This window comes from Achromobacter piechaudii NBRC 102461, from assembly GCF_001571245.1.
Lineage (GTDB): Bacteria > Pseudomonadota > Gammaproteobacteria > Burkholderiales > Burkholderiaceae_B > Achromobacter > Achromobacter piechaudii.
Window position 1 is genome coordinate 30828 of record NZ_BCTK01000014.1, and the last position, 15462, is coordinate 46289.

At 64.1% G+C, this 15462-nt stretch carries 14 protein-coding genes; 8 read left to right on the plus strand and 6 right to left on the minus strand.

The features are described from left to right. Positions 1-259: 259 nt before the first annotated feature. The gene (locus API01S_RS24870; protein ID WP_006216508.1) at positions 260-1135 is read left to right on the plus strand and encodes a DMT family transporter; all 876 of its coding nucleotides are present in this window, start codon (positions 260-262) and stop codon (positions 1133-1135) included. Positions 1136-1187: 52 nt separating this feature from the next. Here API01S_RS24870 and hemB read toward each other — a convergent pair whose 3' ends face one another. Together hemB and yihA are read right to left on the minus strand one after the other, a co-directional pair. Further along, positions 1188-2204, minus strand: a complete 1017-nt coding sequence (gene hemB / locus API01S_RS24875) for a porphobilinogen synthase (protein WP_006216507.1) — start codon at positions 2202-2204, stop codon at positions 1188-1190. Continuing rightward, entirely contained in the window at positions 2201-2824 is a 624-nt protein-coding gene (gene yihA, locus API01S_RS24880; protein WP_006216506.1) for a ribosome biogenesis GTP-binding protein YihA/YsxC, read from the minus strand. Before yihA ends, hemB begins: the two co-directional genes overlap by 4 nt. 222 nt (positions 2825-3046) lie before the next feature. Between yihA and API01S_RS24885 the strand changes: the two genes are divergently transcribed. From API01S_RS24885 to ccsB, 3 genes are all read left to right on the plus strand, one after another. Continuing rightward, the gene (locus API01S_RS24885) at positions 3047-3748 is read left to right on the plus strand and encodes a c-type cytochrome (protein ID WP_039883725.1); all 702 of its coding nucleotides are present in this window, start codon (positions 3047-3049) and stop codon (positions 3746-3748) included. A 119-nt stretch (positions 3749-3867) separates the two neighbouring features. Further along, positions 3868-5946 carry a cytochrome c biogenesis protein ResB gene (locus API01S_RS24890; RefSeq protein WP_006216504.1) on the plus strand — a complete coding sequence of 693 codons (2079 nt, stop codon included), beginning with the start codon at positions 3868-3870 and terminating at the stop codon, positions 5944-5946. A gap of 8 nt (positions 5947-5954) precedes the next feature. Continuing rightward, positions 5955-7322 (plus strand): c-type cytochrome biogenesis protein CcsB, encoded by a 1368-nt coding sequence (ccsB, locus tag API01S_RS24895; protein WP_082305976.1) that lies wholly within the window; start codon positions 5955-5957, stop codon positions 7320-7322. 105 nt (positions 7323-7427) lie between these two features. Here ccsB and lysA read toward each other — a convergent pair whose 3' ends face one another. Both lysA and lptM read right to left on the minus strand, forming a co-directional pair. Further along, positions 7428-8717 carry a diaminopimelate decarboxylase gene (gene lysA, locus API01S_RS24900; protein WP_050728388.1) on the minus strand — a complete coding sequence of 430 codons (1290 nt, stop codon included), beginning with the start codon at positions 8715-8717 and terminating at the stop codon, positions 7428-7430. Further along, a complete protein-coding gene (lptM, locus tag API01S_RS29680) occupies positions 8714-8971 on the minus strand; it encodes an LPS translocon maturation chaperone LptM (protein ID WP_330937415.1) in 258 nt (85 codons plus the stop codon). Before lptM ends, lysA begins: the two co-directional genes overlap by 4 nt. Here lptM and cyaY point away from each other — a divergent pair. After that, complete coding sequence (cyaY, locus tag API01S_RS24905; protein WP_006216501.1) at positions 8922-9251, plus strand: iron donor protein CyaY; 330 nt, start codon at positions 8922-8924, stop codon at positions 9249-9251. The genes lptM and cyaY overlap by 50 nt on opposite strands. A gap of 60 nt (positions 9252-9311) precedes the next feature. Here cyaY and API01S_RS24910 read toward each other — a convergent pair whose 3' ends face one another. Then, positions 9312-11759, minus strand: coding sequence for a penicillin-binding protein 1A (locus API01S_RS24910; protein ID WP_050728389.1), 2448 nt, complete (start codon positions 11757-11759; stop codon positions 9312-9314). Between the two features lie 186 nt (positions 11760-11945). On the opposite strand from API01S_RS24910, the gene API01S_RS24915 reads away from it, so the two are divergent. The 3 genes from API01S_RS24915 to API01S_RS24925 are packed head-to-tail and all read left to right on the plus strand — an operon-like array spanning position 11946 to position 14740. Further along, the gene (locus API01S_RS24915) at positions 11946-12515 is read left to right on the plus strand and encodes a shikimate kinase (RefSeq protein ID WP_231689361.1); all 570 of its coding nucleotides are present in this window, start codon (positions 11946-11948) and stop codon (positions 12513-12515) included. Then, positions 12512-13588 carry a 3-dehydroquinate synthase gene (gene aroB, locus API01S_RS24920; protein ID WP_006216497.1) on the plus strand — a complete coding sequence of 359 codons (1077 nt, stop codon included), beginning with the start codon at positions 12512-12514 and terminating at the stop codon, positions 13586-13588. Before API01S_RS24915 ends, aroB begins: the two co-directional genes overlap by 4 nt. Positions 13589-13594: 6 nt before the next feature. After that, positions 13595-14740 carry a deoxyguanosinetriphosphate triphosphohydrolase gene (locus tag API01S_RS24925; RefSeq protein WP_061306435.1) on the plus strand — a complete coding sequence of 382 codons (1146 nt, stop codon included), beginning with the start codon at positions 13595-13597 and terminating at the stop codon, positions 14738-14740. Positions 14741-14787: 47 nt separating this feature from the next. On the opposite strand, the gene API01S_RS24930 is transcribed toward API01S_RS24925, so the two are convergent. Further along, entirely contained in the window at positions 14788-15450 is a 663-nt protein-coding gene (locus API01S_RS24930) for a glutathione S-transferase family protein (protein WP_050728391.1), read from the minus strand. Between the last annotated feature and the right edge of the window lie 12 nt (positions 15451-15462).

Genomic DNA, 15462 nt, shown 5'->3' on the forward strand with positions numbered 1-15462 from the left:
CGCGTAGGCTACCTTGTGCTCGCGCACTGACTCAAGCTGCTCGTACGCGACCTTGATGCTCACGCGCTGACCCAAGGTGCGCGTAGGCTGGCCTCGGGCGCATGCACCGACCAAGGTGCTGGTGCGCTGGCGGCGGCCGATATACCATGGCGACTGCGCCGCGTGGGCGGCGCATCCCAACCCCTCCAGGCCGGCGCCCGTGACGTCCCCGACAGTTGATGCAAGCCAGGACCGAAACGGTCTGATCTATGTTCAATTGATGTTCGTCATGGCCACATGGGGCCTGAACATCGTCTCCATCAAATACCTCACGCAGCACATGGACATCCAGGCGCTTGCCGCCGTGCGGATCGTCATTGCGTTCATTACCGTCACTCTCATCATCAAGGCCCGCCGAGGCCGAGTGCCCAAGCTGGGCCGCATGGAATTGGGCTGGGTGGCGCTCGCCGGTTTCCTGGTGGTGTACGCGCATCAGGTGGCGCTGGTGTCCGGGCTGCGGTTTTCGTCGGCCGCCAACGGCACGCTCATCATGGCCACGAGTCCCTTGCTGTCGGCGTTGCTGGCCGCGCTGTTCTATCGCGAAAAACTGACGATGGTGCGCATCTGCGGCGCCTTGCTCGGCCTGTTGGGCGTGGGCATGGTGGTGGCCGGTAGCGGCGCGCAATTCGGGCTGAACGGGTGGGGCGATGCGGTCGTATTCGTGGCCGTGCTGGTGTTTGTGTTTGGCGGGCTCGTCATCCAGCGCATGTCGCGCACGATGGATCCGCTGGGCATGCTTTGGTATATGTACCTGGCGGGCGGGTTGATGCTGGTCGCGCACGCGGCGGTCACGCCGTCTTCCTACCAGACGGATACGTGGCAGATGACGTGGTGGCCGTGGCTCGTCCTGCTGTTTTCGGCGGTGATCGCCTCTGGCGTCAGCAACATCATCTGGAACGCCGGCATCGCGCGATTGGGCATCAGCCGTGCCGCGTTGTTCGTCAACTGGCTGCCGATATTCGGACTGCTGTTTGCCTCGCTATTCCTGGACGAACACGTCACCTTGACCCATGTGCTGGGCCTGGCCTGCGTGTTGGGAGGAACGTGGCTGGGGCTGCGCCGAACCGCGCCTGCCCCGGCCCGGCAACGCGCCTGATCACCTGCAACGCGAACCGGCCGCGCAGGCCGGCCCGCATCGCAAGGGGCGATCAGCGCTGGGCTTTGAGCAGCGTGGCTGCTTCGATGGCAAAGTAGGTGAGGATGCCGTCGGCGCCTGCGCGCTTGAACGCCAGCAGGGCTTCCATCATGACCTTGTCGTGGTCCAGCCAGCCGTTGGCGGCGGCGGCCTTGATCATCGCGTATTCACCGCTGACCTGATAGGCGAAGGTGGGCACGCGGAAGGTGTCCTTCACGCGGCGCAGCACATCCAGGTACGGCATGCCCGGCTTGACCATGACCATGTCCGCGCCTTCGTGCAGATCGGCGGCCACTTCGCGCAGTGCTTCGTCCAGATTGCCCGGATCCATCTGGTAAGCCATTTTGTTCGACTTGCCCAGGTTGGTGGCCGAGCCCACGGCGTCACGGAACGGGCCGTAGAAGGCGCTGGCGTACTTGGCCGAGTAGGCCATGATCTGCGTGTGGATGTGGCCGTTGGCTTCCAGCGCTTTGCGCACCGCGCCGATGCGGCCGTCCATCATGTCGCTGGGCGCAACCATGTCGACGCCCGCCGCGGCTTGCGTGAGGGCTTGCTTGACCAGGATTTCGACGGTGACTTCGTTGATCACGTAGCCGTTGTCGTCGATGACGCCGTCCTGGCCGTGGCTGGTGTACGGGTCCAGCGCCACATCGCACAGGATGCCCAGCTCGGGAAAGCGCTTTTTCAGCTCACCGACCACGCGAGGAATCAGGCCGCGCGGGTTGGTGGCTTCGATGCCGTCGGGCGTTTTCAGCGAGGGATCGATAACGGGAAACAGCGCCATCACGGGGATGCCGAGTTCCACGCATTTCTCGGCCACGGGCAGCAGCGTATCCAGCGAATAACGGACCACGCCAGGCAGCGAGGGCACGGCTTGTTCGATGCCCGTGCCGTCGGCCACGAAGACCGGATAGATCAGGTCGTTGACGGTCAGCGCATTCTCGCGCACCAGGCGGCGGGTGAAATCGTCGCGGCGCAGGCGGCGAGGGCGGGAAACCGGAAATTCAGGGGTAATGATCTGCGGGTTCATGATTCGACCTTGGGAGAAATCCAGTTTTCGATATGGGCGCCGGCTTCTTCCAACCCGATGCGCTCAGGCGCCGAAAACGGGATGGTGTGCAGGGCGCCGATATCGGCCAAATCCTTGCGGACGGAGAACACGGTGCGCATGCGCTGGCCATAAGGCAGCTTGTCGGCCTTGGTCAGCAGCGCCAGCACGGGGCGTCCGGTGGGGGCGATGAAATTGGCCAGGCGGCGGTCCAGTTCGGTGACGCCGCGGCGGATGTCGATCAGCAGCACGATGCCCGCGAGCGATTCGCGGTCGCGCAGGTAGCCGCCAAGGATGTCCGCCCATTTTTCTTTTTCGTTGCGCGCGACGGACGCATAGCCATAGCCGGGCAGGTCAACGAGAAAACCGATGTGGCCTTCCGGATCCAGCGGGTCGGGCAAGCCGAACATGTTGATCAAGCGCGTGCGGCCCGGCGTCTTGCTGGAAAACGCAAGACGGCGCTGGTTGCACAGCACGTTGATGGCCGTGGATTTGCCGGCATTGGAGCGGCCGACAAAGCAGACCTCGGGAGCGCCGGCGGCCGGCAACTGGTCGAGGCGAGCTGCGGAGGTAAGGAAGGAGGCGCGATGTAGGAGGGACACGGATGGGCTTTGGATACGGTTGGTTTCGAGCCCTATTGTATAATCCGGCGTTTGCAACAGTGGTCCCCGTGCGCGGAGCCGTCTTTTTTGCTTACTGTTTAGGTGCCAGCGGCATCTTGGCAGGCAGATTGGGCAAATGAGGTTCGATACGGTTTTCCAGGGTGTGCGGGGCAGGCGTGGGCGCCTTTTTGCGCCTTGATCGATGTGATCGTCGAGGTCTTCATGAAGCGTGTGCTGTCCCGGATGTTGGTTGCGAGCGGGCTGTTGCTCGGCGCCTCCGCCTTCTCTACACCCAGTTTCGCCGCCGACGGCGCTGCCGGCCCGGCCAAGCCAGATGCCGCCAAGGGCGGTCAGCTGTTTGATCAGGGTGACGCCTCACGGGGCATCATTGCCTGTGCGTCCTGTCATGGCGCGGCGGGCAATAGCACCATCCCGGTGAATCCCAACCTGGCCGCGCAACCCCACGAATATCTGGCCAAGCAACTGGCCGATTTCCAGATCAAGCAGGGCGCCAAGCTGCCCGTGCGCAATGGCGCGGGGGGCAATCCCACCCCGATGACCGCCATGGCGCAGAATCTGACGCCAGCGGACATGCAGAACATTGCGCTGTATCTGGCTCAACAACCCCTGAAAGAGCCCGCCACCGCAGGCCAGGAGAAGTTGGTTGAGCTGGGTCAGAAGATCTGGCGCGGCGGTTTGCCCGAACGCAATGTGCCCGCCTGCGCGGCGTGCCACTCTGCCAATGGCGCTGGCATGCCCGCCCAGTACCCCCGCCTGTCGGGGCAGTTCCCCATGTACATCGAAGAGCAGCTCAAGCTGTTCCGCAGTGGCGACCGCAAGAACGACATCATGTTCGCGATCGCCGACCGCATGTCGGACGCCGATATCAAGGCAGTGTCCGACTACGCAGCGGGCCTGCGGTAAGCGTAGGCCGGCAACACGCGCGGCTGGTCCGCGTTCATGCAACCTGAGCGTAGCGGAACCTGGTTCCGCTGCGCGCTGTCTATGAGGGGGGTAGCCGATCGCGCGGCCCCCCTTTTTTCATGAATTCAACACGCACCCACACCCGCCCCTCTTTGCGCAGCCTGCCTCAAGACTTCTTCGAACTGCTCGGTTCGATGCGGTTTGCCGTCAGCCTGCTGATGTTCATCTGCGTGGCGAGCCTGGTGGGCACGGTGTTGCAGCAGAACCGCTCATCCAGCAACTACATCGACCAGTTCGGACCGTTCTGGTACGAGGTGTTCGACAAGTTTTCGATCTGGCACGTCTACAACAGTTGGTGGTTCCTGCTGATCATGGGTTTCCTGGTCGTGTCGACCTCGGTCTGCCTGATCCGCAATGCCCCCAAGATGCTGCGCGACGCGCGCTCGTTCCGCGAACATGTGCGCGCCAGCAGCCTGCGCGCGTTTCCCCACCGCGTTGAAACCGAAGAACCCACCGACGTCGCGCAGACTTCGGCGGGCCTGAAAACGCTGCTGGAGCGGCTGGGCTATGCCGTGCGCGAGCGCCGCGACGCCGATGGCGTGCTGCTGGCGGCCAAGAAAGGCAGCGCCAATCGGCTGGGTTATGTGTTCGCGCATGCCGCCATGGTCATCATCTGCATCGGGGGTCTGCTCGACAGCGAATTGCCGGTGCGCCTTCAGGTCATGTTTGGCGGCAAGCAACCCATTGTCGACAACATGCTGATATCGCAGGTGCCGGAAAGCGGCCGCCTGTCGGTCAACAACCCCAGTTTTCGCGCCAGCGTGCTGGTGCCTGAAGGCGGCCAGGCGAGCACGGCGGTGGTGATGGTGGGCGACGGCGCGCTGGTGCAGCCGATGCCCTTCACGCTGAAGCTGAAGAAATTCGTCGTCGATTACTACTCCACCGGCATGCCCAGCCGCTTTGCCAGCGAAGTGGAAGTCACCGACCCCGACACCGGCAAGACCTTCGATTCCACCATCGAAGTCAACGAGCCGCTGCGCTTCAAGGGCATGACCGTCTACCAGTCCAGTTTCGACGACGGCGGCAGCACGGTGGTGTTGAAGGGCTACCCGCTGGTCGGCGCCAATGACGCGACGTTCTCCGTTGACGGCACGGTGGGCAAGACCAGCGAAGTGACCGCGCAGACGGCGCGCGGCGCGCGCAGCATGGGCGTGGAAATCACGGCGATGCGCCCGATCAACGTCGAGGACCTGACACGCGGCGACCCCAAGGGCGCCAACCAGAGCTTCGCCGAACATGTGGCTTCGGTGTCGGGCAGCGCGGCGGGCAAAAAGAATGAGAACCTGCGCAACGTGGGGCCCAGCGTCGAATACAAGCTGATCGACGATGCCGGCCAGGCGCACGAATTCCAGAACTACATGTTGCCTGTCGAGCTGGACGGCGCCAGCGTGTTCCTGGCCGGCGTGCGCAACAATGCGTCCGAGCCGTTCCGCTACCTGCGCATTCCGGCGGATGAGGACAGCTCGATCGCTGAATTCATGCGCCTGCGCGCCACGCTGGCCGACCCGGCCGCGCGCCAGGAAGCCGCAAGGCGCTTCGCTGAACGCAACAGCCCGTCGGGCGCGGATCGCCAGCCCCTGCAAACCGCCGCCGAGCGCGCGCTGGAGACCTTTGCCTCGGGCGGCCTGCAAGCGGTGGCTGCGTTCCTGCAAGCCAACACGCCGCCCGCCGACCTGGAGCGCGCGGCGGACGTGGTGATCCGGCTGATCGGCGCCAGCATGAATGAATTGCGTGCCATCGAACGCGAACGCGCCGGTCTGCCGCCTGTGGCCGTGGACGGCCCGGAAGGCGAACGCGCCGTCGTCTGGTCGCGCCTGGCGGTGGCGGCGCTGTCCGACCTGACGGTCTATCCGGCTCCGGTGTTCCTGTCGCTGGCGGATTTCAATCACGTGCAGGCCAGCGTGTTCCAGGTCAGCCGTACGCCGGGCAAGAATACGGTCTACCTGGGCAGTCTTTTGCTGGTGCTGGGTGTATTTTCGATGTTCTACATCCGCGACCGCCGCATCTGGATCTGGGTCAAGCCGCAAGGCAGCGGCAGCAGCGTCCTGGCGGCCATGACGTCCCAGAAGCGTACACTCGACTTCAATCAAGAGTTTGAACGCTTCAAGCAGGCGCTGTTGCGCCAGAAGAGGCCTTAAGGTTTTTTATGTCGACGACGACCTCCCCGCACCCTTCCTCGCCGGACACGCTGAACGCGTCCCCAGATACCTTGTGGCAGGACAGCCTGTCGGAAACCGGCGACAGCCGCGCCCGACGCGGCAAGCCCGACTGGACCGACGTGGTGTTCTTCCTGCTGCTGGCGGTGGGCGCTGCGTTTGCGCTGACCCGCCACGGCAACTCGATGGACTACTACGAGAAGATCATCCTGTGCGGCACCGTGCCCGCGCTGGCCTGGTTGGGCTGGCTGTGGCGTCCGTTGCGCCGCTTGATGGTCGCCTGTGCCATCGCGGCGGGGCTGGCGTTGATGCTTTACGGCAATGACCTGGCCCGCGCCGAGCACGTGTTCTTCCTGAAATACCTGTTCTCTTCCCAGTCAGCCATTTTGTGGATGTGCGCGCTGTTCGCACTGGCCATGGTCTGTTACTGGATCGGCGTATTAAGCCCCACGGCCGCGTGGCTGGGCACGGCGCTGACTTGGGGCGCGGTGTTCGCCGGCGTGACGGGTCTGCTGGTGCGCTGGCGCGAAGGCCATCTGATGGGGCCCGACCTGGGGCACATCCCCGTCAGCAACCTCTACGAAGTCTTCGTACTGTTCTCGCTGATCACGGCGCTGTTCTATCTGTATTACGAACGCAAGTACGCCACGCGCGCGCTGGGCGGATTCGTGCTGCTGGTGGTGACCTCGGCCGTCGTGTTTCTGCTGTGGTATTCCTTTACGCGCGATGCAGGTCAGATCCAGCCGCTGGTGCCCGCCCTGAAAAGCTGGTGGATGAAGCTGCACGTGCCCGCCAATTTCATCGGCTACGGCACGTTCTCGCTGGCCGCGATGGTGGGCTTTGCCTATCTGATCAAGCAGCACGGGCAGACGACGTCCTGGCTCAAGCTGGCCCCCTTGTTCGTGCTGGGCGTGTTGCTTTGCGCTGAACCGATGGTGTTCCGCACCGATGGTTTGTCGGCCACCTGGATGCTCTACTTCGGTGTGGGCGCGGTAATCGTGGGCGCTATTCTGTTGGGCCGCCGCCGTATCGCCGCCGCGCTGCCGTCGCTGGAGGTGCTGGACGACATCATGTATCGCGCCATCGCGATCGGCTTCGCCTTCTTCACCGTGGCGACGATCCTGGGCGCGTTGTGGGCGGCCGATGCCTGGGGCGCGTACTGGCAGTGGGACCCCAAGGAAACCTGGGCGCTGATCGTCTGGCTGAACTACGCGGCCTGGCTGCACATGCGTCTGATCAAAGGCCTGCGCGGCACCATGGCGGCCTACTGGGCGCTGATGGGTCTTCTGATTACCGGCTTCGCTTTCCTGGGCGTGAATATGTTCCTGTCCGGGCTGCATTCGTACGGGCAGCTGTGAGAAAAAGCCCGACGTAGAAAAGGCCCGCAAGGGCCTTTTTTATTGGTGCGAAGAATGATCGCCCCAGGTGCTGACGAAGGCGCGGCGATACCGCGCGGATGAAAGCTACAGCGTCGATTCGCCGCGCAGCAGGTCGTCCAGCGTTTCGCGTTGGCGCACCACGTGGTAGTTGCTGCCATCGACCATGACCTCGGCGGCGCGGGCGCGCGTGTTGTAGTTGCTGGCCATGGCCATGCTGTACGCGCCGGCCGATTCCACTGCCAGCACGTCGCCTTGCTGGATCGCCAGTGCGCGGCCCTTGGCCAGCCAGTCGGCGCTTTCGCATACCGGGCCCACGATGTCGTACTCGACAAGGTCGCCGGCACGCGGGCGCAGCGGTTGCACGCCATGGTATGCGTCGTACAGCGCGGGGCGCAGCAGATCGTTCATGGCGGCATCGACGATGGCGAAATTGCGCGCGTCCGAATGCTTGAGATATTGCACCGTGGTCAACAGCACGCCGGCATTGCCGACCAGCGAGCGACCCGGCTCCAGGATCAGGTGCAAATGCCCCTGGCCCCGCGCATTCAATCGTTCAAACACCTGGTCCAACAAGGCCTTGGGTGACGGAGGCGTCTCGTCCGTATAGCGGATGCCCAAGCCACCGCCCAGGTCCAGATGCGCGATGCGGATGCCGGCCTGGTCCAGTTGCCCGATGAGGTCCAGCAGTTTTTCCAGCGCGTCGAAATAGGGGCTGATGTCGGTCAGCTGCGAACCGATATGGCAATCGACGCCCACGATCTCCAGGCCCGGCAGCGCCTGCGCGGTCAGGTAGACGTCCAGTGCCGATTCAATGGCGATGCCGAACTTGTTTTCTTTCAGGCCGGTGGAAATGTAGGGGTGCGTCTGGGCATCCACGTCGGGGTTCACGCGCAGCGATACCGGCGCGCGCATTCCCATTTCCTGGGCCACGTCCGACAGCCGGCGCAATTCGCCTTCGGATTCGACGTTGAAGCACTTCACCCCGGCGGCCAGTGCGTCGCGCATTTCCCAGACTTGCTTGCCGACGCCGGAAAAGACGATCTTGGCGGGGTCCGCGCCCACGGCCAGGGCGCGTTTGAGCTCCCCGCCCGAAACAATGTCAAAGCCCGCGCCAAGCCGCACGAATTCCTTGAGCACGGCCAGGTTGGAATTGGCTTTCATGCCGTAGCAGACCAGCACGGGAAGCGGCCCGATGGCGCTGCGATAGGTCTCCCAGGCGGCCTTGAGCGCCGCGCGGGAATAGACGTACAGCGGGGTGCCTAGCCCATGCGCCAGATGGTCCAGGGGCACATCCTCGGCGTACAGTACGTTATTGCGGTACTGGAAGTAGGGATGGCCGGCCAGCTCTGGCGGCACGGGAAAGGCTGTCGTCATGGGATTGTCGGGGCAGGAGGAATTTGCGACGCCGGCTGAGGGTTGGACGGCGGTTTGCCGTCAGGCGTCGGCATATACAAAGGCCCCTTGTACCCGCAGGCCGCTACCATGCCGGAGGCCACAAGCGTGGCTACAATGCGAAGAGCCATGCGGCTGAATGCCAATTGGAACACTGGGAACTCCGTAATTCTTGCAGGCTCGATTATGACCGAAACCGAATTTCTTGCGTTGATCGACCAGGTGCTGGACAGCATCGAAAGCCAGGCCGATGACTGGGCGGCTTCGCTCGACGTCGATGTGGAAACCAGCCGTAGCGGCAATGTCCTGACCATGGTGTTCGAAGACAATACCCACGTCGTCGTGAACAGCCAGGCCGTCATGCAGGAACTGTGGGTGGCTGCCCGCAGCGGCGGCTTCCATTACCGTTACGACGGCCAGCACTGGAACGATACGCGTGGCGGTCCGCAATTGCCGGATGCCTTGTCGCAGATCTGTTCCGCCGCGGCAGGCGTACCCGTCACGCTGAAACTGTAAGACTGCCCATACCGCACGCGGCAAACAAAAGGCCGGCCTATCCAGGCCGGCCTTTTTTCGTCAGAACGGAATCTTTTGCGACCACGGAGCCGCGTTTTGCGTACCCACGCCCGGCGCCACCTTGATCTTCGTGTCCTGATTGCTGCTGCCGTTCAGGCCATTCAGGAACTCACCCAAGGTGTCGGCCTCGGCCAGCCCCAGGCGGGCCACGGCTTGGCCGGGGGGAAATTCCGAAAAGTAGAATTCGCCGTTTTCCACAATCAGGCCATCGGGACGGGGGCGCGGCTTTTCTTCCGGCACGCCCTTGAGCACGTCCTGCATGTAGTCGACCCAGATCGGCATGGCGACGCCGCCGCCGGTCTCGCGCGAGCCGAGCGACTTGGGCTGATCGAAGCCCAGCCAGGCCGTCGCCACCAGATTCGGCGTGTAGCCCGAGAACCACGCGTCCACGGATTCGTTGGTCGTGCCGGTCTTGCCGGCGATGTCGTTGCGCTTGAGCAGTACGCGAGCACGCGCCGCCGTGCCGTAGGTGGCCACGCCGCGCAGGATGTCGTCCATGACCCACGCGGTGCGCGGGTCAATCGCGCGCGCCGCCGCATCGCCGGCGACCACGGGCTTGGACTGCATGATGACCTTGCCGCTGCTGTCGGTGACGCGGTCGATCAGGTAGGGCGTGACGCGGTAGCCGCCGTTGGCGAATACCGAAAACGCACCCGCCAGTTGCAGCGGCGTCACCGAGCCCGCGCCCAGCGCCAGCGGCAGCACGGCCGGCTGGCGCGCCTTGTCGAAACCGAAGCGGGTCAGGTAGTCCTGCGCATACTGCGGGCCGATGGCTTGCAGGATGCGGATCGACACCATGTTCTTGGACTTGTACAGGCCCTGACGCAGCGTCAGCATGGGCTCGTACTGATTGCCGTAGTTCTTCGGATTCCAGGCCTTGGAGCCGGTCTGCGCCGCCGTCAGTTCAAACGGCTGGTCGGAAATCTGCGTGGCCGGCGTCAAGCCGCGTTCAAGCGAGGCCGCGTAGATGAAGGGCTTGATGTTCGAGCCCGGCTGGCGCCACGCCTGCGTCACGCGGTTGAAGTTGCCACGGTAGAAATCGAAACCGCCCACCATCGCGCGGATGGCGCCGTCTTGCGGCGACAGGGCCACGAACGCCGCCTGCACCGACGGCAGGTTGATGATTTCCCAGTTGTCGCCGAACTTGCGGATATAGACCACCGAGCCGCGCTTGATGCGCTGTTCGGGCTTGGCCTTGTCATTGAGCGCGCGCGCCACCACGCCCAGCACCTTCTTGTCGGTGACGGTGATGATTTCGCGCGAGCTGCGAGCCAGCTTCACTTCCGTGGGGCTGGCGGACAGCACCAAGGCGGTGAGCAGATCGCCGCTGTCGCTGAATTTGTCGAACACGCCGTCCAGGAATTCATCCAGGGCGGCCGGGTTGTTCTCGGTGCCCGGGGGCAGGTCCAGCTGTTCTTCGGGGCCCGGGTAGGGCGCGCGGCGCGTGTATTCCAGCACGCCTTCGCGCACGGCGCGGTAGGCCGCTTCCTGGTCCTTGGACTGCACGGTCGTATAGATATTGATGCCGCGCGAATAGACGTTGTCCTGGTAGACGTTATAGAGCAGCTGGCGCGCCAGTTCCGCCACGTATTCGCCATGGATGGCATAGCCGCCCGCGGGCGTGCCTTCGGCCGACTTCATGATGATGGGCTGCGCCATCGCCTGCTTGTATTCAGGTTCGGTCAGATAGCCCAGCGACTGCATCCGGCCCAGCACGTAGCGCTGGCGCAGTTCGGCGCGGGGGCGGTTCGAAATGGGGTTGAAGCGCGAGGGCGCCTTCGGGATGCCGGCCAGCATCGCGGCTTCGGCCGGAGTCACTTCCGCCAAGGGCTTGCCGAAGTACGTGCGCGAGGCGGCCGCGAAACCATAGGCGCGGTGGCCCAGGTAGATCTGGTTCATATAGAGCTCAAGGATCTGGTCCTTGGTGAGCTCGGACTCGATCTTGAACGTCAGCAGCAGTTCGTAGAACTTGCGCGAATAGGTCTTTTCCGACGACAGGTAGAAGTTGCGCGCCACCTGCATGGTGATCGTGCTCGCGCCCTGCGTCTTGGACATGTTGATAAGGTTGGTCAGGCCCGCCCGCACCACGCCCGTCCAGTCGATGCCGCCGTGCTGATAGAAACGGTCGTCTTCGGCTGCCAGCACCGCCGACTTCATGACGTCGGGGATTTCATTGAAGCGCAGCACGTTGCGGCGCTCTTCGCCGAATTCGCCGATCAGGACGCGATCCGCCGTGTAGACGCGCAGCGGCACCCGGGGGCGGTAATCCGTCATGGCGTTCAGGTCGGGCAGGTTGGGCCAGGCCAGCGCCAACGCCATCCCGGCCAGCAATACGCCGCACAGGAACAGGCCGGCAAACAGGATGCCGGTTTTCACGAAGAATCGCAGGAACGGGGAGCCGCTCTTGGCGGGCTTGTCTTTCTTGGAGGAATTCTGGGGCTTGCTCATCGCGGCGATTTTACGGGTAACTCCGGTCCCCACTCAGCGAGAGGGATCGGTTTCTGTAACAAGATTGTTCAGTGTGGTGCGCGGGCAACTGGCGGCAGATGTGATAATGCCGACATGAACTTTTCCGCCCATTCATGTCCGGAGGCTGACCCGGACCCAGCGCCCTCCGACGAGGCGTCTGAAAACATGCCGTGCGCCATCGAGTGCACAGGCAAGACCGTGCCGTTGCCGCATGACCTGCCCGTCTTCCTGGTCGGCATGATGGGCGCGGGCAAGACTACCATCGGCCGGAGCCTGGCGCGTGCGCTGGGGCGCGAGTTTATGGATCTGGATCATGAGCTCGAGGCGCGTTGCGGCGTTCGGGTGCCGGTTATCTTCGAAATCGAGGGCGAAGCCGGTTTTCGTCGCCGAGAGTCCGCCGCCTTGGAAGAGTGTACCCAACGGCGCAACATTATTCTTGCCACCGGCGGCGGCGCCATCCTGGCCAGCGAAAACCGCCAGCGTCTGCGCGAGCGCGGAATCGTCATCTATTTGAGGGCCAGCGTGGACGAGTTGTTCCGCCGCACCTGCCGCGACCGCAATCGCCCCTTGCTGGCCACCGCCGACCCGCGCGGCACCCTGCGGGATCTGATGACCCTGCGCGAACCCCTGTACAAAGAAGTCGCCGACCTGGTCGTGGAAACGGGCGCCATGCCCATCCACACGCTGGTGAAGGCGCTGCTGCCGCAATTACAAGCCTTCGAGAAGCGCATATGAACGTTGTTGACGTCGACACCCCGGGCGGAAGCTACCCCATTCACATCGGCCCTGGCCGTCTCGATGCGCTGGACAAGTGCATCCCCGCCGACGCCACCGCCATCGCGGTCGTGACCAACCCCACGGTGGCCGCGCTGTACGGCGAACGCGCCGAGGCCGCCCTGGCGCGCACCGGCAAGCGCGTGCTGCGCATCGAACTGCCGGATGGCGAAGCCTATAAAGACTGGCAGTCGTTGAACTTGATCTTCGACGCGTTGCTGACGCACCGCCTGGACCGCCGCTGCGTGCTGGTGGCGCTGGGTGGCGGCGTCATCGGCGACATGACGGGCTTTGCCGCCGCCGTCTACATGCGCGGCGTGCGCTTCGTGCAAGTGCCCACCACGTTGCTCGCGCAGGTGGATTCGTCGGTGGGCGGCAAGACCGCCGTGAACCATCCGCTGGGCAAGAACATGATCGGCGCGTTCTACCAGCCGGTAGCGGTCGAGATCGATACCGACGTACTGAACACGCTGCCCGCGCGCGAAGTGTCCGCCGGCCTGGCGGAAGTCATCAAATACGGCCTGATCCTGGACCCGGATTTCTGGACCTGGTGCGAGGACAACGCCCAGAAGCTGCGCGCGCTGGACCCGCAGGCGGTGGCCTACGCCATCCGGCGCTCTTGCGAATTGAAAGCGCAGGTCGTGGGCAAGGACGAACGCGAATCCGGTCTGCGGGCCATCCTGAACCTGGGCCACACCTTTGGCCACGCCATTGAATCCGGCCTGGGCTACGGCGCCTGGCTGCACGGCGAAGCCGTGGGCTGCGGGATGGTGCAAGCGGCTGAATTGTCGGCCGACGTGGCCGGATTTGCCCGCGCCGACGTCGAGCGCGTGCGCGCGCTGGTCGCCGCCATCGGCTGCCCCGTCGTCGCCCCGGATCTGGGCGCGGACCGCTGGCTGGACCTGATGCAGGTCGACAAGAAAACGGAAGGCGGTTCGATCCGCTACGTGCTCATGCCGCGCATAGGCGAAGCCTTCATGCGCGCGGCCCCCGACGAGGCGGTGCGCGCCGTCTTGTCCAGAACGACCCAGTAACCGCGATTGGAGACGGTGTTGCAGACGAAAGAATTGGCTTCCTACGCATCCGACCCGTCCCAATCGCGCGGTCGCACCTATGCCGAGCCACCGCCCGAAAATCGGACTGAGTTTCAGCGTGACCGCGACCGCATCGTGCATTCCGGCGCCTTCCGTCGGCTCGAATACAAGACGCAGGTGTTCGTCAACCACGAAGGCGACCTGTTTCGCACACGCCTGACGCATAGCCTGGAAGTGGCGCAGATTGCGCGTACCCTGGCACGCAGCCTGCGCCTGTCCGAAGAGCTGACCGAAGCGATCTCGCTGGCGCACGACCTGGGCCACACGCCCTTCGGGCATGCCGGCCAAGACGAACTGAACGCATGCATGCGCGAACTGGCGCCGGAAGCCGGCGGCTTCGAACACAACCTGCAAAGCCTGCGCGTGGTGGACGAGCTTGAAGAGCGCTACGCGGATTTCAACGGACTGAACCTGTGCTTTGAAACCCGCGAAGGCATTCTCAAGCACTGCTCGGTTGCGCACGCGCGCCAGTTGGGCGATGTGGGCGAGCGCTTCCTGAACCGCACCCAGCCTTCGCTGGAAGCGCAGTTGGCCAATCTTGCCGATGAAGTCGCCTACAACAACCATGACATCGACGACGGCCTGCGTTCCGGCCTGATCACGCTGGAACAGCTGCAGGATGTGTCGATCTTCGAGCGCCATCATGCAGAGGTGCTGGACCGCTATCCAGGCCTGGCGCCGCGTCGCGCCGTGTCCGAGACCATCCGCCGCATGATCAACACGCTGATTGTGGATCTGACGCAGACCTCGCTGGCGCGCATCCGCGACGCGGCTCCGGCCAGCGTTGACGACGTCCGTCGCGCGCCGCCGCTGGCGGGATTTTCCGACGAGATCCGGCGCGAGGCCGATGCGTTGAAAAAATTCTTGTACGACAACCTGTACCGGCACTATCAGGTACTGCGCATGACCGCGAAAGCGCGCCGCATCGTGCGCGAGTTGTTCGCGGCGTTCCTGGATGATCCGCGCCTGTTGCCGCCCGACTACCGCCGGCCCGCGTTCAACGAGCAGGCGCGCGCCATATCAGACTACATCGCGGGCATGACCGACCGCTACGCGATCCGCGAACACAAGCGCCTGTTCGAAATGGGCTGAACGCGGGGGCAGGGGCGCATCCTTACGGTTACGCCCCGGCCGCATCTTCAGCGGTGCTTGCGATAAGGTTCGTCTTCCGGGACGAAAGTGGCTTCGGCGCGGGCGTCGCGCGTCCATTCCTGCATGGCCGGCAGCGCCAGCACCGCGTCCATATAGTCGCGCACAGCGCCCGTCGCGGGCACGTCGTAGGTTGTGAAGCGCGAGACCACCGGCGCGAAAAATGCGTCGGCAATCGAGAACGCACCGAACAGAAAATCACCGCCGTGTCCGAACTGCTCGCGCGTTTCGCGCCAGAGGGCTTGCATGCGCTGGATGTCTGCATGCACGGCTTCGGACATGTCGATGCCAGGCAAGTGCGCTTCGATGTTCATCGGCAGCGCGTTGCGCAAGGCGCCAAAGCCGCTATGCATTTGCGCCGCCAGCGAACGGGCACGAGCCCGGGCTTTTGCATCCTTGGGCCAAAGGCCCGCGTCTGGGTGCTGGTCGGCGGCGTACTCGCAGATGGCCAGGGAATCCCAGACGGCGAACTCGCCGTCCAGCAGCACCGGCACCAGGCCTGCCGGAGACACCGCCGCCACCTTGCGCGAGAACTCTTCGGTGAAAAAGCCGAGCTTTTGCTCGCTAAAGGCGATGCCGGTCGCACGCAGGGCCAGCCAGGGCCGCAAGGACCACGACGAGTAATTCTTGTTGCCGATGATCAACGTGTACATGCGGTATCTCCT